The 23,256-nt window shown below is 72.6% G+C and carries 18 protein-coding genes and 1 tRNA gene; 4 read left to right on the top strand and 15 right to left on the bottom strand.

Translation table 11 applies throughout. The features are described 5' to 3' along the window. Positions 1–7: 7 nt before the first annotated feature. Entirely contained in the window at positions 8–1,078 is a 1,071-nt protein-coding gene (locus ACT3T5_RS05455) for a hypothetical protein (RefSeq protein ID WP_444593798.1), read from the bottom strand. Further along, the gene (dcd, locus tag ACT3T5_RS05460) at positions 1,078–1,668 is read right to left on the bottom strand and encodes a dCTP deaminase (RefSeq protein ID WP_444578261.1); all 591 of its coding nucleotides are present in this window, start codon (positions 1,666–1,668) and stop codon (positions 1,078–1,080) included. Before dcd ends, ACT3T5_RS05455 begins: the two co-directional genes overlap by 1 nt. A 219-nt stretch (positions 1,669–1,887) precedes the next feature. Between dcd and ACT3T5_RS05465 the strand changes: the two genes are divergently transcribed. Beyond that, positions 1,888–1,958 (top strand) — tRNA-Gly (locus ACT3T5_RS05465). A gap of 140 nt (positions 1,959–2,098) precedes the next feature. Continuing rightward, positions 2,099–2,674 (top strand): TetR/AcrR family transcriptional regulator, encoded by a 576-nt coding sequence (locus ACT3T5_RS05470; protein WP_444593799.1) that lies wholly within the window; start codon positions 2,099–2,101, stop codon positions 2,672–2,674. Between the two features lie 70 nt (positions 2,675–2,744). On the opposite strand, the gene ACT3T5_RS05475 is transcribed toward ACT3T5_RS05470, so the two are convergent. From ACT3T5_RS05475 to ACT3T5_RS05505, 7 genes are all read right to left on the bottom strand, one after another. Then, positions 2,745–5,261 carry a pyrophosphatase gene (locus tag ACT3T5_RS05475; protein ID WP_444593800.1) on the bottom strand — a complete coding sequence of 839 codons (2,517 nt, stop codon included), beginning with the start codon at positions 5,259–5,261 and terminating at the stop codon, positions 2,745–2,747. Between the two features lie 44 nt (positions 5,262–5,305). Next, the gene (locus ACT3T5_RS05480; RefSeq protein ID WP_444578258.1) at positions 5,306–7,249 is read right to left on the bottom strand and encodes a thioredoxin-like domain-containing protein; all 1,944 of its coding nucleotides are present in this window, start codon (positions 7,247–7,249) and stop codon (positions 5,306–5,308) included. A gap of 175 nt (positions 7,250–7,424) precedes the next feature. After that, a complete protein-coding gene (locus ACT3T5_RS05485; protein ID WP_444593801.1) occupies positions 7,425–8,144 on the bottom strand; it encodes an HAD family hydrolase in 720 nt (239 codons plus the stop codon). 32 nt (positions 8,145–8,176) lie between these two features. After that, positions 8,177–8,881, bottom strand: coding sequence for an HAD family hydrolase (locus ACT3T5_RS05490; protein WP_444593802.1), 705 nt, complete (start codon positions 8,879–8,881; stop codon positions 8,177–8,179). A gap of 156 nt (positions 8,882–9,037) precedes the next feature. Next, positions 9,038–10,333 carry an O-acetylhomoserine aminocarboxypropyltransferase/cysteine synthase family protein gene (locus ACT3T5_RS05495; protein WP_444578255.1) on the bottom strand — a complete coding sequence of 432 codons (1,296 nt, stop codon included), beginning with the start codon at positions 10,331–10,333 and terminating at the stop codon, positions 9,038–9,040. Positions 10,334–10,477: 144 nt separating this feature from the next. Further along, positions 10,478–12,196: an ABC-F family ATP-binding cassette domain-containing protein gene (locus ACT3T5_RS05500; RefSeq protein ID WP_444593803.1), complete on the bottom strand. Its 1,719-nt coding sequence runs from the start codon at positions 12,194–12,196 to the stop codon at positions 10,478–10,480. 125 nt (positions 12,197–12,321) lie between these two features. Further along, positions 12,322–13,296, bottom strand: a complete 975-nt coding sequence (locus tag ACT3T5_RS05505) for an N-acetylmuramic acid 6-phosphate etherase (protein ID WP_444593804.1) — start codon at positions 13,294–13,296, stop codon at positions 12,322–12,324. A 307-nt stretch (positions 13,297–13,603) separates the two neighbouring features. Between ACT3T5_RS05505 and ACT3T5_RS05510 the strand changes: the two genes are divergently transcribed. Continuing rightward, positions 13,604–14,593, top strand: a complete 990-nt coding sequence (locus tag ACT3T5_RS05510; protein WP_444593805.1) for an N-acetylglucosamine kinase — start codon at positions 13,604–13,606, stop codon at positions 14,591–14,593. Positions 14,594–14,840: 247 nt separating this feature from the next. After that, positions 14,841–16,283 (top strand): flavin-containing monooxygenase, encoded by a 1,443-nt coding sequence (locus ACT3T5_RS05515; RefSeq protein WP_444593806.1) that lies wholly within the window; start codon positions 14,841–14,843, stop codon positions 16,281–16,283. 51 nt (positions 16,284–16,334) lie between these two features. On the opposite strand, the gene ACT3T5_RS05520 is transcribed toward ACT3T5_RS05515, so the two are convergent. The 6 genes from ACT3T5_RS05520 to ACT3T5_RS05545 form a co-directional block, all read right to left on the bottom strand. After that, positions 16,335–18,125 carry a CopD family protein gene (locus ACT3T5_RS05520; RefSeq protein WP_444593807.1) on the bottom strand — a complete coding sequence of 597 codons (1,791 nt, stop codon included), beginning with the start codon at positions 18,123–18,125 and terminating at the stop codon, positions 16,335–16,337. A 26-nt stretch (positions 18,126–18,151) separates the two neighbouring features. Beyond that, positions 18,152–18,565, bottom strand: a complete 414-nt coding sequence (locus tag ACT3T5_RS05525) for a fluoride efflux transporter FluC (RefSeq protein ID WP_444578249.1) — start codon at positions 18,563–18,565, stop codon at positions 18,152–18,154. Further along, positions 18,562–19,362 carry a fluoride efflux transporter FluC gene (locus ACT3T5_RS05530; RefSeq protein WP_444578248.1) on the bottom strand — a complete coding sequence of 267 codons (801 nt, stop codon included), beginning with the start codon at positions 19,360–19,362 and terminating at the stop codon, positions 18,562–18,564. Before ACT3T5_RS05530 ends, ACT3T5_RS05525 begins: the two co-directional genes overlap by 4 nt. 141 nt (positions 19,363–19,503) lie before the next feature. Continuing rightward, positions 19,504–21,042: a dihydrolipoamide acetyltransferase family protein gene (locus ACT3T5_RS05535; protein WP_444578247.1), complete on the bottom strand. Its 1,539-nt coding sequence runs from the start codon at positions 21,040–21,042 to the stop codon at positions 19,504–19,506. 31 nt (positions 21,043–21,073) lie between these two features. Further along, complete coding sequence (locus ACT3T5_RS05540) at positions 21,074–22,057, bottom strand: alpha-ketoacid dehydrogenase subunit beta (protein WP_444578246.1); 984 nt, start codon at positions 22,055–22,057, stop codon at positions 21,074–21,076. Beyond that, positions 22,054–23,202 (bottom strand): thiamine pyrophosphate-dependent dehydrogenase E1 component subunit alpha, encoded by a 1,149-nt coding sequence (locus ACT3T5_RS05545; RefSeq protein WP_444578303.1) that lies wholly within the window; start codon positions 23,200–23,202, stop codon positions 22,054–22,056. Before ACT3T5_RS05545 ends, ACT3T5_RS05540 begins: the two co-directional genes overlap by 4 nt. Positions 23,203–23,256: the final 54 nt, after the last annotated feature.

Consider the following 23,256-nt stretch of genomic DNA (forward strand, 5'->3'; position numbering starts at 1 on the left):
GCTCGGATCAGACGAGGTCGGCGGGATCCACGAGGAAGCCCTCGAGGTCCACGACGTAGCCGCCGACGGTCTCGGTGAGCAGTCCGGCGATCAGTCCGATGCGGCGGTAGGCGTGCGCCCAGCGCGCAGCGGTCTCCGCATCGGGGCTCTCGAGGGCGAGTTCCGCCTCATCCGCCGGGATGTGCACGAGCTCGTAGTCGACGGCGGAATCCACCCAGCCGAGCGCGCTGAGCGCGGGATGTCCCGTGCTGCGCCCCACCCGGACGTGGATCACGCCGCCGTCATTCTGCGAGGCCTGAGCGACGTGCGAGTCCTGCGATGCGGGCGAGGCCGACGAGTCCTGTGGCGCCGACGGGTCCTGTGGAGCCGACGGGTCCTGTGGAGCCGACGGGTCCTGTGGGGCCGGCGCGCTCAGCGGAATGGTGACGCTGTACCCGGATCGCGCGATCTCCGACGGGACCCGGTCCAGCTCCGCATCGGGTTCGAGCGGCGCGATCAGCTGGGCGAAGGACTCCGGAGCCAGTGCATGCGGGCTGACGACGGTCAGATCCCGGACGTGGAACGGGTGCGGCTCGAGGCGGACCCCGCCGTCGGTGACCACGGCCCCGTAGAGGCGACGGCCCAGCGACCAGACCAGATCCAGCGCGCGCCGCTCCGCCGCGAACGGCAGTCCCTCCGGGAAGGCGCTCCCGTACCCGTGGGGGTCCTCGAGGCCCTCCGGCACGGGATCCTCGCGCACCCGCGGGGTCTCGATGGTCCAGCGGCCGGCGCCGCGGGGCGACGGATCGGGCACCAGACGGGTGTCGTCGCCGATCTCGATCGTCCCGTCCTCCTCCAGCACGGCCTGCGGGCGCACATTGCGCACCATGGCGAGCACGTCCGTCGCCGGGGTGTCCCGAGGCAGCTGGAGCCGATGCGCGGTGCGGGCTCCCTCCGAGCCGGGGACGGCAGGAGCCTCGTCGCCGTGACCCGTCACGTCGACGTTCCCGGCCGAACCGGCGGCTTTCCCGTCCGAGCTCGTGACGTTCTCGCCCGAACCGGCGACGTTCGAGTCGGCGTCATCCGCGGTGTCTCTCATCAGTCCTCCTGGACGGGGATCACGGTGCGGTGGAAGTTCAGCGCCGAGCGCGACGGGGTGGGTCCGCGCTGACCGAGGTAACGGTTGAGGTTCCCTGCGCTGCCGTAGGGGCTGTCCGAGGCGCTGGAGAGCTGGAAGAAGCACAGCTGCCCGATCTTCATCCCGGGCCACAGCGCCACCGGGAGGGTCGCCATGTTCGACAGCTCGAGGGTGATGTGGCCCTGGAAGCCCGGGTCGATGAACCCCGCGGTGGAGTGGGTGAGCAGACCGAGGCGACCCAGGGAGCTCTTGCCCTCCAGCCGTGCGGCGACGTCATCCGGGAGGGTGATCTGCTCGTAGGTCGACGCGAGCACGAACTCGCCCGGATGGAGCATGTACGGCTCCTCGGGATCGACGGCGACCTCGCGCGTCAGATCCGCCTGCTCCATCGCGGGGTCGATCATCGCGTGCTTGTGGTTGTCGAAGAGCCGGAAATACCGGTCGATCCTCACATCCACCGACGCAGGTTGGATCATCGCGTCATCGAAAGGCTCCAGGCGCACTCGCCCGGCCTCGATCTGTCCTCGGATGTCATGATCGCTCAGCAGCACGCCGCACAGCCTATCCGCCCGCCCCCGGGGACGGTACGCCGTCCGGCCGCCGTTCCCGCGCTCGCCCTCGTCCCGGCACCCCGGCGGCCCGTCCGACTCCCCTGCGCGCATCACCCTGCGGACCCGGTTCGCGGAGCATCGCCACCTCAGGTATGCTGATCTGCGTTCGCTCGACGAGGGCCGATCCTCAGGGATCACGCACTGGTCAGGTGGATTTTCGCGGGTGTAGTTCAATGGTAGAACTTCAGCTTCCCAAGCTGATAGCGCGGGTTCGATTCCCGTCACCCGCTCGATCAGGACCGTCGGCCATCGGCCGGCGGTCCTTCGTGCATACCGGTGCGTGACTCGCGCCTACCCGCCATATCCGCGCGGGAAGAGCCCCCGCTCGGCGTGGTGCGCACATCGTTCTGTCGAAGTGTAAGAATGCGTCATGCCCAAGATCATCGGAGCCTCCCTCGAGGAGCACCGCGAACGCACGCGCGACAAGATCTTCGCCGCGCTCGCGGAGCTGCTGGAGAGCCAGGACTTCGAGACCATCACGTTCTCGAAGATCGCCACCGCGGCCGGCGTCGGCCGCACCGCGATGTACAACCACTTCCCGGACCGCGAGACCCTCCTGGTCGAGTACGCGCTCCACGAGACCTCCGACTACATCGCCCAGCTGCGGGCCGGCGTGAGCGACTCCGCCTCTCCGCGGGAGGCCGCACGGGCCTATGTGCGCACGCAGCTCGAGCTGAACGTCTCGTTCCACATGCCGCAGTCGATGGGCAAGGCCTCGCTCACCGAGAGCGCCGCCGAGCGCATGCGCGAGCATGTCCTCCTGATCGAGGAGGTGCTGCGCACGATCGTGCGGGACGGCGTGGCTCGCGGCGACTTCGCCGCGGATCTCGACATCGACGCGACCGTGCGGGTCGTCAACTCGCTGCTGGTGGGCTCGACCTCGCGCCGGTTCTCGCCGTCGGCGCTCGAGGACTTCGTGCTGCGCGGCCTCGGCGCCCGGGTCTGACCCCTCCCCCGCACGACCGGGGTCCGGAGTCGGCCCGAGGGATCACCCCTCGGAGCCGCACCCCGGATCGTCAGCCCTCGTCAGTCGCACCACGGCGCTTGCCGCGCTTCGTCGTGGCGGCCTTGCCATCCTTCGTCGTGGAGGGCTTGCCGCGCTTCGTCGAGGTGGGCTTGCGCGAGGGAACCACGACCTGCCGGGAATCGTCGTCGGACTCCCAGTCCATGGCGTCCAGGGTGTCCTCCGGGCCCTCCTCGGCGCGGGCGAAGAGCGGCTTGGAGATCTCGCCCTCGCCGTCCTCGAGGTCGACCTCCGTGGCGGTCGCGGAGACCACCCAGCAGGTCAGTGCGATCACCAGGGCGACCACGGCGATCCCCCAGCGCAGGAAGACGTTGGTCCCGTCCGTGGCCATACCGACCACGGAGCTCACGCTGAGCGCGGCCAGGAGCGAGGTGACCAGCACCAGCGGCAGCGCCACGGATCCGATCGCGCCACGCAGGGCGCCGGTGAGCACCGCGCCGCCCAGCGCGCCGGAGTGGCCCCAGGAGCCCGGGCCGCCGTAGCGCCCCTGGCCGATGACCGTGGAGGCGTTCTGGAGGGTGGATCCGGCGCCGAGGGTCCAGAGGCCGAGAGCGGCGGCGCTCAGCACCACGCCGACCACGAGGCCCGGCAGGGCGGCGGGACCCAGCCCGAACCCTGCGACGACCGGCATCAGCACGACGACCACGAGGGCCGGCAGCACCGCACGACGCACCAGCTCGGGCAGGTCGTCCAGTGCCACCCCGCTGCGGTTCTCGAGCATCGCGGAGCGGGTCTCGACCACGGCCTCGGCCCCGAGGCGCCGGGCGCCGTCGAGCAGGGACGAGGCCACCAGCAGCACGGTGAGCACACCCAGGCCCACGCCGGCCAGGACGGGCAGCGAGACGGGGCTGAGGGCATGGAGCGCACGGTCCTCCCAGACCGTCTTCCCCCGAGCGGCGGTCTGCAGCGCATTGACCACGGGTCCCAGCGCCGCCAGGGAGGTCAGCACGGCGGCCAGCAGCAGTGCGGCGCGAGGGCCGGTCGCCGCACCGGACGCGGCGTCGCGCAGCCCGCGCCCGATGCCGGGGCGGTCCACCACGCTGGGGGCCAGCAGCGACCCGGCATAGGCCACGGCCACCACGAGGGCCCCGAGGCCCGCCTGGGCCAGGAGGGCGAGGGCCAGCGAGGGCACCCCGGCGCTGAGCACCGAGATCACGCCTCCGACGAGGATCACCAGGGCGAGGGCGCCCGCCGCGATCAGCGCGGTCGAGGCGAGTGCCGAGGTGATGCCCAGGGCGCCACCGGTGCGGCTGGTGCGGGCGGCCCGCAGCACGGTCCCGCCCGTGCGGTGACCGGTGCGGTCCAGCAGCAGGACCGCGGCCAGGGCGGCGAGGACGCCGAGGCCCAGGGACGCCGCCACGACGGTGCTCGGGGAGATCGTGTACAGGGTGAGCACGTCGAGGAACGCGCTCGCGTCGCGCGTCTCGTCCGTCTGCTCGATCCACTGGCCCATGTCCGCCACGGCCTGCTCGATCTGCGGTTCGAGCTGTGCGCGCGGGAGCGGCTCGGGCCCGGCCACGGCCGGGTCCGTGAAGTTCTCCATGCCGACCTGGGCGAAGCGCAGCTCCTTGTAGGCCGACGGGAGCCACAGCGCTGCGGCGACGACCATGCCGACGCCGCCGAGCACGGCCGGGACGAGACCGCCCAGGCGCAGTGCCCCGCGCTCGTGCCCGGCGCTGCCCAGGTGCGGGACCACGGCCACCGCCCCGGCGGCGAGCATCGCCACCCCGAGAGCGAGCAGGACCACGAGGATGCCCTCGCCGGCCAGGACGGGCACCCCCAGCAGGATTCCCAGTGCAGCCGCCGCGGAGGTCAGGGCCACGAGGTCGGCGCTCAGCGCCGCCCCGCGACGGAACATCCGGGACGCCCGCAGGTGGGGCATGCCGAGGTTGTCGTCGTCATCGGCGTCGATCTCGTGCTCGTCGGTGCCGACCAGCACGGTCGCAGCGGCGGCCGCCGCGTCCAGGGGCGCCGAGGTCACGCGGATCGCGAGCGCCGAGATCGCGGCGCCGGCGGCGAGTCCCAGGAGCGCCGAGGACCCCGAGGCATGCAGGAACCACACGATGAGGACGACGGGGAGCACCGCGGTCGCGAGCGCTCCGGTGACGGCCAGAGCGCCCAGCCGGGAGATCAGCGCCGGCCGCCGCTCCGTGTCGATCCCGAGGGCGGACAGCTGCACGGCCAGGCCGCGCCAGGCCGCGAAGGGCCCCAGCAGCAGGCCCACCAGCATCATCGCCGAGCGCAGGAGGCGATCGTCGGTCGAGCCGGGCACCAGGTACAGCAGCACCAGGGCGGGCAGTCCCACCCACAGGATGAGGGACCCTGCAGCCGTGAGCTGCTTCCCGAGGCGACGACCGAGGCCGTCGTCCATCTCGGGAGCGTCCTCATCGCGTCGCAGGCGGCTGGGGACGACGGCGCCGACGACCAGCGCGGCGACGGCGAGGACGCCCAGCACCAGGAGGGTCACGGCGATGTCGTCGCCCAGGGGGAATTCGGTGATCAGGTCCACAAGTCAGCTTCCGACGTCGGGGCTCTGCGGGGTCGACGGGCGACTCAGGCGAGCAGGGACAGGTCCAGATGGGTCGGGGCGCCGTCGACGATGCGGATCGGCACCCCCCAGTCCTGCTGGTGCATATGGCAGGCCGGGAACTCCACGGCCGGATCCGCATCGCAGGAGGCGGCGCGCGCGTTCACGTGCAGCACGCCCTCGGTGTAGGCGGGGTCCAGCTCGAGCGTCCGCTCCAGGTCGGTGCCCACACCGCTGCCGTCGGTGAGCATGGCCGACGGGGTGGTCGAGATGGTCACCTGGGTGGACGGTCCCAGGGAGTTGTCGAGCTTGTGCCCCTCAGGAGGGGTGAACAGGACCCGCACGCTGAGAGGGCCGGGTCCGACCTCCGTGACGGGCCGCTCGGAGCGCAGCGCGCCCTCGTCGATGACGCGTTCGGCGGCCTTGGCGACCGGCACCCAGGTGACGCGGTGCGCGCCGGACTCCACGACGATCAGCTGTCCGATGCCATCGACCGGCGGGCCGACGATCGCGGCGGAGGGCTCGTCGAGGTCGGTCGCGACCGTGACGACGGTGACCTCCGCGGTCACCTCGGGGTCCTGGGGATCATGCTCCTCGATGATCCGGATCGCGCCGTTGTAGGTATCGGCCACGGCGATCCGGCCGTCGGGCAGGGCCGTGACCGCGAGGGGATGCTGGAGCCGGGCGACGCCGTCGGGCCCGGCGGGGCCGTCGACGTGGCCGAAGTCGAAGAGGCCCTGGCCCACGAGGGTGCTCACCCGCATCGTCTGGGGATCCAGGACGCGCACGGCCGAGGTCTCGGAGTCGGCCACGACGATCCGGCCGTCGGGCAGCTCGTCCAGACCCGAGGGCTGCGCCCACCAGGAGGTGACCGCCGGGCCGTCGACCAGACCCTCCTGGGTGGTGCCCGCGAGCACGAGGAGCGCGCCGGTGACGGGGTCGAAGGTCCACAGCTGGTGGATGCCCGCCATCGCGATCACGGCCCGGTTCAGGACATGGGACCAGGTCACGTCCCACGGGGTGGACAGCGCGTAGTCGCGGGCGTCGCCCTCACCGCGGGGCAGGGGCTCGCCCTGCATCCACTGGGCACCGCTGCCGGCGACGGTGAACACCTCGGTCGCCGTGCGGGAGCGCAGCAGACGATCCTGGCCGACCTTCACCCCGCGCAGGAGGTGGTTGGCGGTGTCGGTCACCAGCAGGTCGTAGCCGACCTCGACCGCGACGTCGTGCGGGAGGGCGAGCACGCCGTTGGGTTCGGTGAACTGGGCGGTCTCGGAGTCGCCGTCCGCGTGGCCGCGGGTGCCGGTGCCGATCACCTCGTCGACCGTCTGACCGTCGGCCTGGAAGACCACCAGGCGGTGCTGGCCGGCGTCGGAGACCACCAGGCGGCCGTCGGGCAGGGGCGTGAGCTTCGAGGGGAAGCGGAGGGTCTGCGGGGTCCGGTCCGTGAGCACGGTGGGAGCCGGACCGCGTCGCAGGGAGCTGTCCGTCTCGCCCTCGGCGACGAGGCGTTCGATCAGCTGGTCGAGGTTCGCGGCATGACCCTCGCCGGAGAGGTTGCCGGCGATGCGGCCATGGGTGTCGAGCACCATCAGGGTGGGCCAGGCACGGGCGCCGTACTCGGTCCAGGTCTCCAGCTCCGGGTCGTCGATGACCGGATGGGTGACCTCGTAGCGCTCGATGTTCGCGGCGAGCGCGTCCGGGTCCTTCTCGAACTCGAACTTCGGGGAGTGCACGCCGATGACGACGAGCTCGTCGGCCCACTTCTCCTCGAGGGGGCGCAGCTCGTCGAGGACATGCAGGCAGTTCACGCAGCAGAACGTCCAGAAGTCCAGCAGCACGATCTTGCCGCGCAGGGATTCCAGATCGAGGTCGACGCCACCGGTGTTCAGCCACCCGCGGCCGCGCAGCGCGGATCCTCGGGCTCGGGCTGTCAACGGCGCGGAGGGGTCGTCGTGCGGAGTGGTCATGGGGTCCAGTGAACACTGCCCCGAGGCATCGAGGCCAACTCAGGTGACATGCGTGGACATCCGCCCGCGCGCGGCGCCATGACCTGCGGCGACGCGAACTCGTCGAGAACAGCGCACGAATCGGCCCTCGCCGTCCCGCTCCCGACGGGCCGTGCGGCCCCGCTCGCCACGGCTCTCACCAGGTGCTGATCCAGGCCGCCAGCTCCGGATCGGTGAGGTCCCCCAGGACCAGATCGGCCGACGGGACCGGGTGGCCGGGCGTCGGCACCACGATCAGGCGCAGGCCCGCGTCGCGGGCCGCCTGGGCTCCTGTCCCCGAGTCCTCGAAGGCAAGGGTGACCATCGGTTCGGCGCCGAGGGCGCGGGCCGCCGCGGCATACATGTCCGGCGCCGGCTTGGCCCGCTCGACGGTGTCGGAGGCCTCGAGCACGGCGAAGTGCTCCCGCAGACCTCCCAGGACCAGCTTCTCCTCGAGGGATTCCAGCCAGGAGTTGGAGGCGCATCCCAGCGGCACCTTCGCACCGGTCAGGCGCACGATCTCCTCGGCACCGGGCATCAGACGGATTCCGGCGCCGAGCTCCCGGTCGAACTCGCGGCGCAGGTCCGCGTCGATGTCCTGCGGGTCCTGCCCGGCCCGTGCCGCGATCAGCGCTGCGGCGTCCTCGAGCGTGGATCCGTGCAGCGTGGTCTCGTCGGCCGCGGACAGGGACACGCCCCGGGAGCCGACGACGGTGTCCTGGGCACGCTGCCAGACCGTCTCGGTGTCCAGCAGCAGACCATCGCAGTCGAAGACGACGGCCTGCGGGGTCCAGTCCCCGAAGGCCTCCGTGAAGCGGTTCGGCGCAGCCGGCGCGCCCGTCGGGCCCAGGGGACTCTTCGGGTTCGGGGGGCTCATCGGGTTCAGGGGAGCATTCGGGGTCAGGGGGCTCATCGGGTGCTCACCCAGCCGGCGATCCAGGTGCCCAGCACCGGGTCCGCGAGGGAGTCGAGCCGGCGGGGCGCCCGGGGCTCCTGCCCGGGGATCGAGGGGACCGCGATCAGCTGCAGGCCGGCGGCGAGGGCCGCCTCCGCCCCGGTCTCGGAGTCCTCGAAGCCCAGGCACTCGGTCGGATCGGCGCCCAGCGCCCGGGCCGCTGCGAGGTACATGTCGGGGGCGGGCTTGGGGGCGTCGACGTCCTCGATCGCGATCGAGGCGTCCACGACGTCGGCGATGCCGAGTCCGTCGAGCTTGAGGTCGAGCAGGTCCCGCGGCGAGTTCGAGGCGACGGCCACGGGCCGCACGGCGGCGATCGCCCGCAGCGTCTCCAGGGCGCCGGGGATGGGGGTCAGCGTGTCGCCGATGGTGCGGCGATGCTCCTCCACCAGCTCCTCCCCCACCTCGACGGGGTCCTTGCCCACGGCCTCCGCGATGGTGACCACCACGACCTCGGCGGCACGGCCGGTGATCGCCCGGCGGGTCGCCGGGTCGAGGGTGGCGCCGTGGCGGGAGAGGTACCGGTCCTGGAGGGCCACCCACTGCCCTTCGGTGTCCACGAGGAGGCCGTCGCAGTCGAAGATCGCCGCGGCCGGGGTCCAGACCGGGGGCCATGCGGCGAGCGGTGAGGGCGGCAGGGTCGCGAGGTCGGGGTTCATGCCTCCCAGCCTATCGACGATGTCTGCACGTCCGCTCCGCGGTGTGGTGCCCCGCAGGACCCAGCGGGGACGACGACGGCACCGCCCCGGGTGGGACGGTGCCGTCAGCGCCGTGCGGACGGTGCCGTCCGCGCCGTGCAGCGGGTGCGTGCGCGGTCAGCTCGCGGCGGCGAGCCCCTGTTCGATGTCGGCGAGGATGTCGTCGATGTGCTCGATGCCGACGCTGAGGCGCACGAAGCCCGGCTCGATGCCGGCGGCGCGCTGCTCGTCCTCGGAGAGCTGGGAGTGGGTGGTCGAGGCGGGGTGGATGACCAGGCTGCGCACGTCGCCGATGTTGGCGACATGGGAGTGCAGGGTCAGCGCGTCCACGAAGCGTCGGCCGGCCTCGAGACCACCGGGCAGGACGAAGCCGAGCACGCTGCCCGCCCCCTGGGGGAGGTACTTGTCAGCGGTCGCCTTGTACGGCGAGGAGTCCAGGGACGCCCAGGTCACCGAGGCGACACGCTCGTCGGCCTCGAGGGTGTCGGCGACGACGCGGGTGTTGGCGAGGTGCCGCTCCATGCGCAGCGGGAGCGTCTCCAGGCCCTGGCCGATGAGGAAGGCGTTGAACGGGGAGACGGCCGGGCCGAGGTCGCGCAGGAGGTTGGTGCGCGCGCGGGTCGCGAAGGCGGCGGGAAGGCCCGCGAAGACGAGGCCGTTGTAGGACTCGTCGGGCTCGTTGAACTGGGGGTACTTCTCGGCATGGGCGGCGAAGTCGAAGCTGTCGCCGTCCACGATCACACCGGCGATCGAGGTGCCGTGACCGCCGAGGAACTTCGTGGCGGAGTGGACGACGACGTCCGCGCCGTGCTCGAGCGGACGCAGCAGGAACGGGGTCGCGACCGTGTTGTCCACGACCAGCGGCACCCCGATCTCGTGGGCGACGTCGGCGACGGCGCGCAGATCCGGGATGTCCTGCTTGGGGTTCGGGATCGACTCGACGAAGAACGCGCGGGTGGTCTCGTCGGCCGCCGCCCGCCAGGATGCGGGGTCTGTGGGATCTTCCACCCACTGCGGGGTGATCCCCAGGCGGCTCAGAGTGTGCTTGAAGAGGTTGTACGAGCCGCCGTACAGGCTCGGGGAGACCGCCACGGAGTCGCCGGCGCCTGCGAGGTTCAGGATCGACAGGGTGATGGCGCTCTGCCCGGAGGCGACCAGCAGACCGGCGGCGCCGCCCTCGAGGGCCGCCACCCGGTCCTCGACAGCGCCCTGGGTGGGGTTGTTGATGCGCGAGTAGATGGGGCCGGCTTCGGTGAGCGCGAAGCGGTCCGCGGCGGACTCGGCGCTCGGGAACACGAAGCTGGTGGTCTGGTGGATCGGCAGCGCACGCGATCCGGCGTCGGAGTCCGGGGTCTGACCGGCATGGATCGTGAGGGTCTCGAACTTCTGGGGCTGCGCGGGCGTGGCAGACATGGTGGCTCCTTCGGAAGACGGGTTCGTGCCCAGCGTGGCCCGGAGCCCGTGACGGTGGCGAGGAACATGAACCCGTATGACGGCAGGAGCCTGACCTGCCCGTGCGACCGATCAGCCGGCCCGTGCCAGCACCTCCTCGACCGATCAGTCCCCCAGCGCGAGCACCTCACCCTGCCAGCGGCTGCGCAGCCAGCGGTCGTGCGAGGCGATCAGCACGGTGCCTCCCCAGTCCTCGAGGGCCTTCTCGAACCGGGTCGCGGTGACCAGCGCCAGGTGGTTGGTGGGCTCGTCGAGCACGAGGAGCTCGGGCGGGTCCAGCAGCAGCGCCGCGAGCATCACGCGGCGCAGCTGCCCGCGGGAGAGCAGGTCGAGCGGGCGGGTGAGATCCCGGGGATGGACGAGTCCGAACAGCTCGGGCACGGCGCCGTCCTCGGGCGGCGGCTGCTCGGTGCCGGCGGCGGCCGCCCGCAGGTGGGCGCCGACGGTACGGCCGGGCACGGCCGCATCGTCCTGCCCCAGATGGCCGATGCGCAGGCCACGCGGTCGATCCACGCTGCCCGAGGTGGGTGTGAGCAGGCCGGTCACCGTGTCCAGCAGGGTGGACTTCCCCGAGCCGTTGGCGCCGGTGACCAGCAGCCGCTGCCCGGTCGAGAGGCTGAAGGAGGTCGGGGCGAGCCGCCCGTCGACCGCGACGCGGCTCGCGGTGAGCATGACGGAGCCGGCGCCCGCGCCCCCGCTGCGGCCGCGCCCGGGAGCATCGGGCAGGTGGGTGAGGTGCAGCTCCGCAGGGGGTTTGCGCACCTGCTCCTCCTCGAGCTGTGCGAGGCGCGCCCGGGACTCCCGCAGGCGCCGCGAGACCACGGCGGCGTTGCGGTCCGCATAGAACTTCTTCGAGGCGCGCGCCTCCGTACGGGGTGCCGCGCCGACGTGCCCGACGGTCTCGGAGTCCTTCACGGCCCGACGGAGCGCTGCGAGCTCCTCCTGCTCGCTGCGGAAGCGGTGCTCCCAGCGATCACGGGCCTCGAAGCGCGCCAGCAGGTAGTCGCTGAACCCTCCCGTGTACACGCTGAGACCGCCGATCTCGGTGCGCAGCGGGGACTCGGCGGGGTCCATGTCCAGCTGCGCCGTCGTCGCGTCGTCGAGGAAGGCGCGGTCGTGGCTGGCGATCAGCACCGGCCCGGGATGGGCGGCGATCGCTGCCGTGAGGAAGGCCGCGCCGTCGTCGTCGAGATGGTTGGTGGGCTCGTCGAGCAGCCAGGTGGTGGGGCGCGAGATGAGCAGATGCGCGAGCGCGAGACGCTCGCGCTGGCCGCCGCTGATCGACCCCAGGGCGGTGAGCGGGTCGATGCCGGCGAGGCCGAGCCCGGCAAGCACGGTCTCCGCCCTCTGGTCGGCGTTCCAGACATCGGCCAGGGTCGCCTCGGCGAGCAGCTCGTCGAAGCGACGGCTCGCCTCCGGGGTGGGATCGCCACCGCCGGCGCCGAGGGCCTCCCCCGCCTCGGCGAGCTCCCGTTCGAGTCGGCGCGAGCGGTCCAGGCCGTCGGCGACGACGGCTGCCAGGGTGGCCTCGGATCCGAAGGGCAGCTCCTGGTGGAGCACGCCGAGGGGGCCGGGGGCCGATACCGCGCCGCCGTCGGGTGCGAGGTCGCCGGACAGCACGCGGAGCAGCGTGGACTTGCCGCTGCCGTTCTCGCCGAGCAGGCCGGTGGGCCGGCCGGCGGGCACCACGAGGCTCACGTCCGTGAGGACGCGGCGGTCGGGGAACGAGAAGGAGATCCCGTCGGCCCGCAGATGCAGGGCGGGGTCGCCGGTGCCGGTCGGGGCAGCGGCGAGCGCAGAGGGGTTCAGGGGTGATGAGGGCATGGATCAGCTCCGGTTCGCGAGGGCGCGTGTGGGTCAGGGGCTGATCAGAGCTTCACGGGGACGAGTGTAGGAACCGGCTCGTGCGGAAGTCCAGGGAATTACCGCGGACGTGCGGCCACCCGGTCTCAGGGCTGCTTGGCGAGCGCGGCGACGGCCGAGCGGATGCCGGCGGGGTCACCGGCGCGCCGCGGATCCCGAGGATAGTCGGCGAGGGCGGCGGCCGCGCGGTCGACGTCGGCCCCGGAGAGCAGGGCGACCAGCGCGACGCGCACGCTGCCGCCGGCGGCCTGGAGCACCCGCCCGGCCTCCTCGGCGCTGGCGCCGCTGGCCTGGACGAGGATCCGCACAGTGCGTCCCACGAGCTTCGCGTTGGTGGGACGCACATCGATCATGAGGTTCCCGTAGGTCGTGCCCAGGCGCACCATCATGGCGGTGGACAGGGCGTTCAGGGTGAGCTTCTGGGCGGTGCCGGCCTTCATGCGCGTCGAGCCCGTGACCACCTCGGGGCCCACGTCCAGCAGGATCGGGATGTCCGCGTCACCGGCGAGCTCGGCCCGAGGATTCGCGGAGATCAGCGCGGTGGGCATCCCGGCGGCCCGGGCGGCCTGCAGCGCCCCGCGCACGAACGGGGTGCGCCCGCTCGCGGCCAGGCCGATCACGACGTCGCCTGCGACGCACACCTCGTGCACGAGCGCGGCTCCGGCCTCGGCATCGTCCTCGGCTCCCTCCACGGCGGTGAGGAACGCTCCGGCGCCACCGGCGAGGTGGGCGGCGACCATCGACTCGTCCGCGTTGAAGGTGGGGGCGAGCTCGACGGCGTCCAGCACCGCGAGCCGACCCGAGGTGCCGGCGCCCAGGTAGTGCACGGTCCGCCCCGCGGCGATCGCCCCCACGCAGACCTCGACCAGCTCGGAGATCGGGCCGGCCTGCTCCTGCACCGCGCCGGCGACCGTCGCATCCTCGCCCAGGATCACGTCGACCATGCCGCGGGCGTCCAGGGAATCGAGCTCGGCGCTGGCGGGATTGCGCTCCTCGGTGGGCGAGGGCAGATCCGCGAGGTCCAGAGGGATGGCGGCGTCGTCGGGGCGGGGATCGGTCACGGGGGCTCCTGGGGTCGGGTCGAGGTCGTCGTGGACACAGGTCGGTGAGGGTGGGGCGAGCAAGAGCGCGCCAAGGATCATCCGTGATCCCGGGACGTCGTCGCCGCCACCGCGACCAGGGTAGCCAGTGAGCGAGCCGGACCTGCCCTCCCGCGCCGCGGCGCCTCCCGGCGATGCGTCCTCGCGAGGGTTTCCCGCGGCGCCTCCCCGCGATGCCGCCCCGCGGCGTCACCCTGCGATGCCTCCCGCGAGATGCAGCCGCCCTACGATGGAGGCCCGCTCCGAGATCCGCCAGAGGGAGGCCACCATGGACGCCGAGACGACCTCGTCGACGCCCGTCGTCATCGCCGGGGACATCGGGGGCACCAGCTCGCGTCTGGTCCTCGCGCCGCTGGCCGGAGACCCGATCGCGGAGGCCGCGGGCCCCGGCGCGAACCTGCGCTCCTCGGGTGCGGCGGCGCTGGACCACCTCGCCGACACCGTGCGCGACGTGCTCGAGGCAGGACGCCGCGAGCTGGGTGAGGGCCTCGAGGTCGTGGCAGTCGCCCTCGGCATCTCCGGTGCCGGGCCGGCACGGGCCGCCGAGGTGCAGAGCGCTGTGGCCGAGCGGCTCACGCAGCTGGGCATCGACCCCCGACGGATCCTCATCACCGACGACCTCCGCACCGCCTTCCTCTCCGGCGGGGTCGGGGACGACGGCCTGCTCGTGCTCGCGGGCACGGGGGCGGTCTCGGTGCGCTTCCACGACCGCAAGGCTGTCGAGCGCCGCGACGGGATGGGCTGGCTGCTGGGCGACATCGGCTCCGCCGTGTGGCTGGGCCGACGCACCGTGCAGGCCGTGGCCGCCGACCTCGACCACCGTGGGCGACGCACTCTGCTCACCGAGGCGCTCGGCGACCTGCTCGACCTCGACCTCCGTGACGGGCTGCTGCCGCCCTCCCCCACGGGCGATACCCGCCAGGACCTGATCCGTGCTCTGGATGACGTGCTGCCCTCCGGCTCCCCCGCCGCTCTGGGCCGCTTCGCACGCCTGCCCGGCACGCTGCCCGAGGATGCCGCCGCCCGGGAGATCCTCGATACCGCCATCCGGCATGTCATGGACACCGTGCGCGCCCTGGACCCCGACTGCGGCCTGCCCGTGGTCCTGGCCGGTTCCGTGCTCGCCTCCGCCGGTCCGATCCACGACGAGGTGAGCACCGGGCTCGAGGCCGACGGCCGCACCTACTGCACTGCGCCCACCGGCCTGCCCGGCGCCCTGCAGCTGGCGCGCGAGATGGCCAGAGCCGTGCTGCTCTGACGTCTTCCGCGCTTCCTCCGGGTCTCCTCCGCCTCGCCGTGGAACCGCCCGCGAGGGGTGGTGGTGGGGAGGGAACGTACTCGGGCCGGACGCGAGCGCGAGATCACGCGGGCTGGGCAACCTGCGAAGTCCGGTCCGGTGGGAGACTGAGGACCCCTAGAATGGCCAGCGTCTGCCCGCCGCTGAGCCGGGTGTCCGGGGAACGTCCCGGGCACCGCGCGCCGCCCGACTCGGAAGGCTCTATTCGATGCCCGACCATCACGACCAGATCCCCAGCCGCGAGAAGGTGCTGATCATCGGCGCCGGCCCTGCGGGCCTTGCGGCCGCAGCGGCCCTGAAGGCGCTGGAGGTCCCCTTCGACCTGGTCGACCGTGCCAAGCACGTCGGCGGAATCTGGAACGAGGAGCGGGCGGACTCTCCGGTCTGGCCCTCGATGGAGATGATCTCCTCCCGGGAGTTCACCCAGTACGAGGACATGCTCCAGCCCGTGTCCTTCCCCGAGTTCCTCAGCCCCGGGCACATGGCGAAGTACCTGCGCGCCTATGCCGCCCGTCATGAGCTCACCGCGCACTTCCGCCCCGGCGTCGAGGTCCGCTACGCCCGCCCGTTCGAGGACGGCGTGTGGCAGGTCGAGCTGTCCACCGGCGAGGTCCTGATCTACCGCGCGGTGATCTCGGCGCACGGGATCGTCGAGCGACCGCATCGCCCCGACTGGGCCGCCGACGTCCCGAAGTCCGTGCAGGTCATCCACTCCAAGGACTGGACCGGGCCCGACGGGCTCGAGGGCAAGCGGGTCCTCGTGGTCGGCTCCGGACAGTCCGCGGCGGACATCTCCGTCGACGCCGCCCGCCGCGCCCTCGAGGTGCGCTGGTCCGTCCGGACCGGCCATTGGGTGGTGCCGCGCCGCATCGGTGGGGTCCCCGGTGACGTCGCCGCGTCCCGTGAGCCCGCGCTGCTGGGCGGCCTCAACGAGAAGATCGCCGAGGCCGTCGTGGGCCGCAGCGTCGGCACCCCGCAGGATGCCGGCCTGCCCGAGCCCGTCCTGCCCCTGCTCGAGGACTCGGTGATCATCTCCGACGATGTGCTCGCCCGCGTGCGGGAGGGGCGCATCACCCCCGCCGGCGCGATCACCAGCGTCACCGAGGACGGCACCGTCTACCACGACGGACCCTCCCACCACGCCGGGCACCTCCGCTACGCCCCCGACCTGATCGTGCTCGCGACCGGCTACGAGTCCGGGGCCGGGCACCTTCCCGAGGACGTCGTGCCCCGCACCGCGGCCGGCGACCTCGACCTGTTCCTGGGAGCTTTCCCCCGTGGCCGCGACGATCTTGTGGTGCTCGGGCAGCAGCGGGTCGCCGGGGGCGCCCTGCCCGTGCTGGTCGAGCAGGCCGACGTGGCCGCCTATGTGCTGGCGGCGAGCCGCGCGGGCGGCTCCTCGGCGCTGCGGAGGTTCCAGCAGCTGCGGGCCGGGTCCGAGAGCGCCGTGCCCGTCGCGGACTCCTCGGCCGGGTCCGGCGTGCTGGGTCGCCTCAGCGGCGTGCTCGGCGCGCACAAGGTGACTGCCCGCGCCAGCGCCACGACGCCCAGGATCGGGTCCGGGGACGAGGCCGGGGAGATGCTGGTCCCGGCCGCAGATCGCGACACCCTCCTGGCCCGCCTGCGCTCGGTCCGGGACCTCTTCGCCTGACCGGGACCCCTTCGTCGTCTGACCAGGACCACTTCGCCTGCCGCGGCCGCCTCAGCGAGTGGCCGTCGGCGCGGCGGCAGCGGGCTTCGCGGCCGGAGCGTCGGCGACCCTCCCGTGGCCGCGCAGGGCGAGGGCCGCGCCGAGCCCCGTCAGCACGCTCACCACGAGGACACCGATCCCTCCGCGCTGCTGATCGGCGAGCGCGTCGGGCAGCCAGGTGCGACCGGTCGCCCCGAACCAGCTCGCGGCGAGGAGCAGGTCGGTGCTGATCAGGAGAGTCCCCGCCGCCAGGCCGAGCACGAGGGGTGCCGTCGCGGCGAGCGCGCGTCGGCGGGTGCCTGACGCGCTGCGCACGGCCAGGGTCATCAGCACCCCGCCGCACAGCGCCAGCATCTGCAGCGCGAGGTGGGCGGCGTGCCCGTCGAGCGCGCTGCGCAGGAAGGGTCCGGCATAGGCGGCTCCGAGGAGCGCCACCGGGGCGGCCGCCCCCAGGGCCGCGAGCCACGTGCGGGTGGCCAGGAGCCGCTGGAGCAGCGCCGGGACCGTGACCGCGCTGCCGATGAGCACCCCGGCGCCGGCGAGCAGCAGCACGTGCTGCAGCAGATGCGCCGAGACCAGCACCTTGCCGTACACGTTCAGCGGGCCGCTGGTCAGCAGCACCAGCACGACGCCGCCGAGGACGAGCCGGATGCTCCGGGCACGGTCGCGTCGTGGGCCGCGCGGCCGCCACCACACCAGCAGCATCACGCAGGCGAGCATCATCCCGAAGGGATCGGGGCGCCAGGCCGTGAGCACGGTCCACAGATCCGGGGCGCTGGGCAGCGGATACCCGGTGAGCACCCCGGCGGGCCCGGCCGGCGGGGTGCCGGCGTCGGCCGGAGGCGGCGAGGAGCTCATGGCGGCGGCGAGCGCGACGGCCAGCCCCATCAGGGCGAGCTCGAGCACGGCGAGCCGGCGGTAGGTGACCGCGGCCTGCTGGCCGGCCGCGCCGGAGCCGAAGCCGGTGGCGACCTGGCGGCGCTGGAGCACGCCGAACATCGCCAGGACGATCAGCAGCACGGCCTTGGCGACCCCGAGCTGCACATAGGCGCTGGTGAGGATGTCCGACAGGGAGTTCATGCGCACCGCGAGGGCCCACACGCCGCTCCCCGCGAGCGCGATCCAGCAGATCAGCGCGAGATGGGAGTATCCGCGCACGACGGCCGCATCGTCGCGCGAGGTGCTCGGCAGCAGCTGGAGGACCGCGAGGCCGCCCAGCCAGATCCCGACCGCGAGCAGGTGCACGAGCATGGTCGACGTCGCGACCTCGTGGTTCTCTCCCCCGCCTGCGTGCCCTGTCATGGCGCTGGAGAAGGCCACCAGACCGGCGGCGATCGCGACCGTCCGGGCGGTGCCGCGCGAGGTCCCGGTGACGGCGATGGTGGTCGCGGCCGCGGCGATCACCACCGCGGTCACGAGCCAGATGCCGAGCTCGGTCGCGAGGAACACGCTGAGGTCGGAGCCGAATCGTGCGGAGCCCACGCTCTGCCCGGTCGCGACGGCGTAGGAGAAGGCCAGTGAGGCGCCCCGTGCGAGGGTGGTGATCGCGGCGCCGATGCCGACCAGGGTCATCGCGCGGGCACGGTCGGCCTGCTCCCGGAGCAGCCAGCCGCTCACCACGGCGCCGCCCAGCGTGAGGGCCGCTGCCAGGTCGGCGATCATCGAGGCGATGGGGCCGCCGACGCGGGCCAGGGCGCCAGCGTCGCGCAGCACGAGGTTGTCCCCGCCGGCGGCGTCGGCCGCGAGCACGGAGATCAGCGCCAGCACGAGCATCGTGACCAGGACGAGCACGATCGCCGACACCGGGGGGCGCCTCGGAGCGACAGCGGTCACGAAGCGATCACCAAGCCGATCCACAGCGCGGCCATCCCGGTGCCGATCGAGAGCAGGAAGTACCCGACGGAGATCGCGAAGCTGTCACGGCGGATCAGGTCGACCACATCGAGGGCGGCGGTGGAGAGCGTGGAGAGTCCCCCGCAGAAGCCGACTCCGACCAGCAGGAAGCCCATCTCTGCGACTCCGGAGACCGCGGACCCCAGGCGGGCCACCGCGATCCCGAGCAGGAGGCAGGCGAGCACGTTCGCGAGCAGGGTCAGCCACGGCTTCATGCGCACGTCACCCTGGTTCGACCGGCGGGCGGCGAGGCGCATCCCGGCCTCGCGGAGCCACCAGCGCAGCGCCGATCCGGCGCCGCCGCCGATGCCCACCAGCAGCGTTCCCAGCAGAATGGCCCCCGCGCTCATGGTGTGTCCTCCGCGTCCGGCGTCTCCCGCGTCTCCCGCGTGGCTCGATGGCTGTGGCCACCCTGATCGCGCTGATCGCTGTAGCCGCTCTCCCCGTCAGGGTCACGGTGATCGCGCTGATCGCTGCGCAGGCTCTCCTCGTCCAGCTCGTCGTACCCATCCAGGTCGTCGACGACGCTCAGGATGTCGGGATCCGTCGACCCGTCCGCCCCATCCGACTCGTCCGCGCCGTCCGGAGTCTCCGACGGGGAGCGGGTTTCGTGAGCCAGGGCGGCCCGTCGCCCGACGAGGAGCCCGGCCACCGTCGCCGCGAGGCAGAAGACCACCGTGAGCAGGGCGTACCCGAAAGCCACCAGGGGGAAATCCGCTCCGACCATCGCCGAGCCCTCGAGGACCACCGTGGACATGGTGGTGAACCCGCCGCAGAGGCCGACGCCGAGCAGCGGCTGCACCCAGGGACGTCCGGGTCGCGCCTCGAGGGCGCCGGTCAGCAGTCCCAGCCCCAGGCAGCCCAGCAGGTTGACCCAGAATGTGGCCCAGGGCAGCTCGACGAGGGTGGGGGTCGTGACGGTGGGGATGATCAGCGAGACCGCGTAGCGCAGCATCGCACCCGCTGCTCCGCCCCCGGCGACCAGCAGAGCGATCTTCCACGAGGGCAACGGGACCTGCACGGGCCCGGAGCCGAAGGTGTCCGTGGCCTGGTCGAGGTCGTCGAACCGCAGCGCGGCCATCTCGACCGTGTGCATCCGCGGATCGTCGCGGCGCGAGGTCGAGGGCGGGGGTGGGCTCGGAGTCACCGGATCAGGGTACCGAGGGCCGCGGTGGGGAGATCACAGGATGTCCCCGATCTGACGTCTCTGCGCGGATCCTCACTCGCCACGGCCCTGCACCGTCCGCTCGGCCCCGGACCAGCCCCATCGGCTCCGGACCAGTCCCCATCAGCCCCAGACCAGACCCAGGGCGGGATCCTCCAGGACGGCGGAGATGTCGCGGAGCAGCTCGGAGCCGAGTGCACCGTCGATCAGACGGTGGTCGAAGCTCAGCGCCAGCTGGGCGACCTTGCGGATCTCGATCTTCCCGTCGACCACCCAGGGCTTCTCCTTGATGGCGCCCACGCCGAGGATCACGGACTCCCCCGGGTTGAGGATCGGGGTGCCGGAATCGATGCCGAACACGCCGAAGTTGGTGACCGTGATGGTCCCGTCCCGGGTGTCGGAGAGAGAGGTGCGCCCGGCCCGGGCGGTCTTGGCGAGGTCGTTGATCCCCTCGGCCAGCTCCCGCAGCGTCATCAGATGCGCATCCTTGAGGTTCGGCACGATGAGCCCACGAGGGGTCGCCGCGGCGATGCCCAGGTTCACGAAGTGCTTGTAGACGATCTCCTGGTCCTTCTCGCTCCAGGATGCATTGACCTCGGGGTTGCGACGGATCGCGACCAGCAGCGCCTTCGCGACCACCACCAGCGGGCTGACCTTGACGTCGGCCCACTCCCGGGACGCCCGGAGATCCGAGACGATCTGCACGGTGCGGGTCATGTCGATCTCGTTGAACACCGTCACGTGCGGGGCGGTGAAGGCCGATGCCACCATCGCCTCCGCGGTCCGCTTGCGCACGGAGCGGATCGGCACCCGCGTGGTGCGGTCATCGCTCGTGACCCCGGCGAAGGACTGGTCGCGGGTGGACTTCATCGCGCCTCCCAGGCCTTCGGGCACCTGTGGCGACTCCTCGGGGAAGTACTCGCCGTCCTGTTCGGCGCCACCGCTGGGGACGTCGCCGCCGATCGCCCGCTGCTGTGCGGCGAGCACGTCGCTGCGGGTCACGGTGCCGTCGGGCCCCGTCGCGAACACATCGGCGAGGGCGACGCCGAGGTCCCGGGCGAGCTTGCGCACCGGGGGCTTGGCGAGGATGCGGTCGATCGGCACCTGCTGACCGTCGTCCTGCGCGCTGCGACGCCGACGACGGCGCTGCGGGGCCGCCTTCGCGCCATAGCCGACGAGGTTCTTGGGCTCTCCGTCGGCGGCCGAGGACGCAGACTCTGCCGGCTCCTGCTGCGGAGCGACCTCGGCGGCCGTCTGCACGTCGTCCGCCGCAGACCCGGCGGCCGGGGCCGAGGCGGCATCGGCGGCAGCCGTGGCGTCGGAGCCAGATGTGGGGGCTCCTGCGCCAGACGCAGGGGGGTCGGCCGGAGCGGACGGTGCCGGCCCTCCGGCGGTGTCGACACGGAGCAGCGGGGTGCCCACGGGGATCTCGTCGCCCACGGCCACCAGGATCTCGACCACGGTGCCTCCCACATGGCTGGGGAGCTCGACAGCGCTCTTCGCGGTCTCCACCTCGACCACCGCATCGTTGATGGCGATGGTGTCGCCCACGGCGACCTTGATGTCGATGATCTCGGCCTCGGTCAGGCCCTCACCGGGATCGGTGAGCGCGATCGTCACGATCGAGGAGGAGTTCGCAGTCGGGTCTGACTCGTGTGTCATGGGGCAATCCTTTCACGCAGGCGCGTGGACGTCAGTGCTCGAGCAGGCGGTCCACGCCGTCGAGCACGCGGTCGAGGTCGGGGAGGTAGGCGTGCTCCATGCGCGCCGGCGGGTACGGGAGGTGGTAGCCGCCCACGCGCAGCACGGGGGCCTCCAGGTGGTAGAAGCACTCCTCGGAGATGCGGGCGGCGATCTCTCCGCCGAGGCCGCCGAGCACCGGCGCCTCGTGGGTGATCAGGAGCCGCCCGGTGCGCTTCACCGAGGCGGCGATCGTCGGATAGTCGATGGGTGCCAGGGAGCGGGCGTCGATGACCTCCAGGTCGATGCCGTCCTCGGCGGCGGCCTCCGCGCTCTCGAGCGCGAGCGGCATGCTCGGCCCCCAGGCCAGCAGGGTCGCGTCGGTCCCGGGCCGCACCACCTCCGCCTGCCACGCGGACAGCTCGGGGCGCTCGTCGGGATCCACATCGCCCTTGACCCAGTAGCGCTTCTTGGGCTCGAACACGATGACGGGGTCCTCGCACTCGATGGCCTGACGGGTCATCCAGTAGGCGTCGTGCGCGTTCGAGGGCGCCAGGATCCGCAGGCCGGCGGTGTGCGCGAACAGCGCCTCCGGGCTCTCCGAGTGGTGCTCGATCGCCCCGATGCCGCCGCCGTGCGGGATGCGGATCACGATCGGCATGTGCACCGCGCCGTTCGTGCGGTTGTGCATCTTCGCGACCTGCGTGGTGATCTGGTTGAACGCCGGGAACACGAACCCGTCGAACTGGATCTCGACCACCGGTCGGTAGCCGCGCACGGCCAGACCCACGGAGGTTCCCACGATCCCGGCCTCCGCGAGCGGGGTGTCGACCACGCGCTGGGACCCGAACTCGGAGTGCAGGCCGTCGGTGACGCGGAAGACGCCGCCGAGCACGCCGATGTCCTCGCCCATCAGCAGGACCTTGTCGTCCGCGCGCATGGCGTCGCGGAGCCCGGCGGTGATCGCCTTGGCGATCGGGAGGGTGGTGCTGCTCATGCGCGCTCCCCGTTCTGCTCGGCGCTGTCGCCGGCGTCGCTCTCGTCCTCGAACTGGGCGATGTACTCCAGGTACTGCTCGCGCTCGGCCTCGACGATCGGATGGGGCTCGGCGTACGCGTGGGTGAACATGCCCACCGGATCCGGGTCCTCCATGCCGTGGATGTGGTGGTGCAGCTGCATGGCGAGGTCGTGGGCCTCCTCGTCGCAGCGGGCGATGAACGCCTCGTCGATCTCCCCGAGCTGCTCGAGGTGACGCCGCAGGCGCAGGATCGGGTCCTTCTCGGCCCACTCCTCCTCCTCGGACGAGGGACGGTAGCGGGAGGCGTCGTCGCTGGTGGTGTGCGCGGCCATGCGGTAGGTGACCGCCTCGATGAATCGCGGCCCTTCCCCCGCACGGGCCGCGTCGAGCCCGTCGCGCACGGCGGCGAGGACCGCGAGCACGTCGTTGCCGTCCACGCGCACCGAGGGGATGCCCCAGCCGCGGGAGCGCTGCGCGAGCGGCACCCGGGTCTGCACCGAGGTGGGCACGGAGATCGCCCACTGGTTGTTCTGGGTGAAGAAGACGACGGGCGCCTGGAAGGAGGCGGCGAAGGTGAAGGACTCCGAGACCTCCCCCTCGCTCGAGGCGCCGTCGCCGAACAGCGCCAGCACGGCGGTGTCGGTCTGCTTCTCGCCGGTCCCCACGACGCCGTCGCGCTGCAGGCCCATGGCGTAGCCGACGGCGTGCGGGGCCTGGGAGCCGAGCACGATCATGTAGGGGTGGGTGCGCAGCGCGTTGGGGTCCCAGCCGCCGTGGCTGACCCCACGGAAGGACTCCAGCAGGCGCCAGGGCTCGATGCCACGAGCCCAGGCGATGCCGTGCTCGCGGTAGGTCGGCACCAGGTAGTCCTGCTCGCGGGAGGCGTGCCCGGCGCCGATCTGGGCGGCTTCCTGGCCCAGGGCGCTCGCCCAGAGCCCGAGCTGGCCCTGGCGCTGCAGGTTCGTCGCCTCGAGGTCGGCCGCACGGATCATCACCATGTCGCGGTAGTAGCCGCGCAGGCGCTCCGGGGAGGCGAGGTCGTCCTCGCCCCCGCTCCCGGCGATCACGGCATCGAGCTCGGGATGGGGGGTGCGGGTGCCGTCGGGCGCCAGGAGCTGGACCATCGGCTCCTGGGCCGCGACATCAGGGATCGTGGATCGGAAAACGCTCACGACGGT

This window comes from Brachybacterium sp. AOP3-A1-3, from assembly GCF_052378285.1.
In the GTDB taxonomy this organism is placed as follows: Bacteria; Actinomycetota; Actinomycetes; order Actinomycetales; family Dermabacteraceae; genus Brachybacterium.

What these genes read in the sequence shown, in the direction of transcription:
- ACT3T5_RS05455 (WP_444593798.1), bottom strand. Translation starts at nt 1,078, where the DNA reads ATGAGAGACACCGCGGATGACGCCGACTCGAACGTCGCCGGTTCGGGC.
- ACT3T5_RS05470 (WP_444593799.1), top strand. Translation starts at nt 2,099, where the DNA reads ATGCCCAAGATCATCGGAGCCTCCCTCGAGGAGCACCGCGAACGCACG.
- ACT3T5_RS05480 (WP_444578258.1), bottom strand. Translation starts at nt 7,249, where the DNA reads ATGACCACTCCGCACGACGACCCCTCCGCGCCGTTGACAGCCCGAGCC.
- ACT3T5_RS05485 (WP_444593801.1), bottom strand. Translation starts at nt 8,144, where the DNA reads ATGAGCCCCCCGAACCCGAAGAGTCCCCTGGGCCCGACGGGCGCGCCG.
- ACT3T5_RS05490 (WP_444593802.1), bottom strand. Translation starts at nt 8,881, where the DNA reads ATGAACCCCGACCTCGCGACCCTGCCGCCCTCACCGCTCGCCGCATGG.
- ACT3T5_RS05495 (WP_444578255.1), bottom strand. Translation starts at nt 10,333, where the DNA reads ATGTCTGCCACGCCCGCGCAGCCCCAGAAGTTCGAGACCCTCACGATC.
- ACT3T5_RS05500 (WP_444593803.1), bottom strand. Translation starts at nt 12,196, where the DNA reads ATGCCCTCATCACCCCTGAACCCCTCTGCGCTCGCCGCTGCCCCGACC.
- ACT3T5_RS05510 (WP_444593805.1), top strand. Translation starts at nt 13,604, where the DNA reads ATGGACGCCGAGACGACCTCGTCGACGCCCGTCGTCATCGCCGGGGAC.
- ACT3T5_RS05515 (WP_444593806.1), top strand. Translation starts at nt 14,841, where the DNA reads ATGCCCGACCATCACGACCAGATCCCCAGCCGCGAGAAGGTGCTGATC.
- ACT3T5_RS05525 (WP_444578249.1), bottom strand. Translation starts at nt 18,565, where the DNA reads ATGAGCGCGGGGGCCATTCTGCTGGGAACGCTGCTGGTGGGCATCGGC.
- ACT3T5_RS05535 (WP_444578247.1), bottom strand. Translation starts at nt 21,042, where the DNA reads ATGACACACGAGTCAGACCCGACTGCGAACTCCTCCTCGATCGTGACG.
- ACT3T5_RS05540 (WP_444578246.1), bottom strand. Translation starts at nt 22,057, where the DNA reads ATGAGCAGCACCACCCTCCCGATCGCCAAGGCGATCACCGCCGGGCTC.
- ACT3T5_RS05545 (WP_444578303.1), bottom strand. Translation starts at nt 23,202, where the DNA reads ATGGTCCAGCTCCTGGCGCCCGACGGCACCCGCACCCCCCATCCCGAG.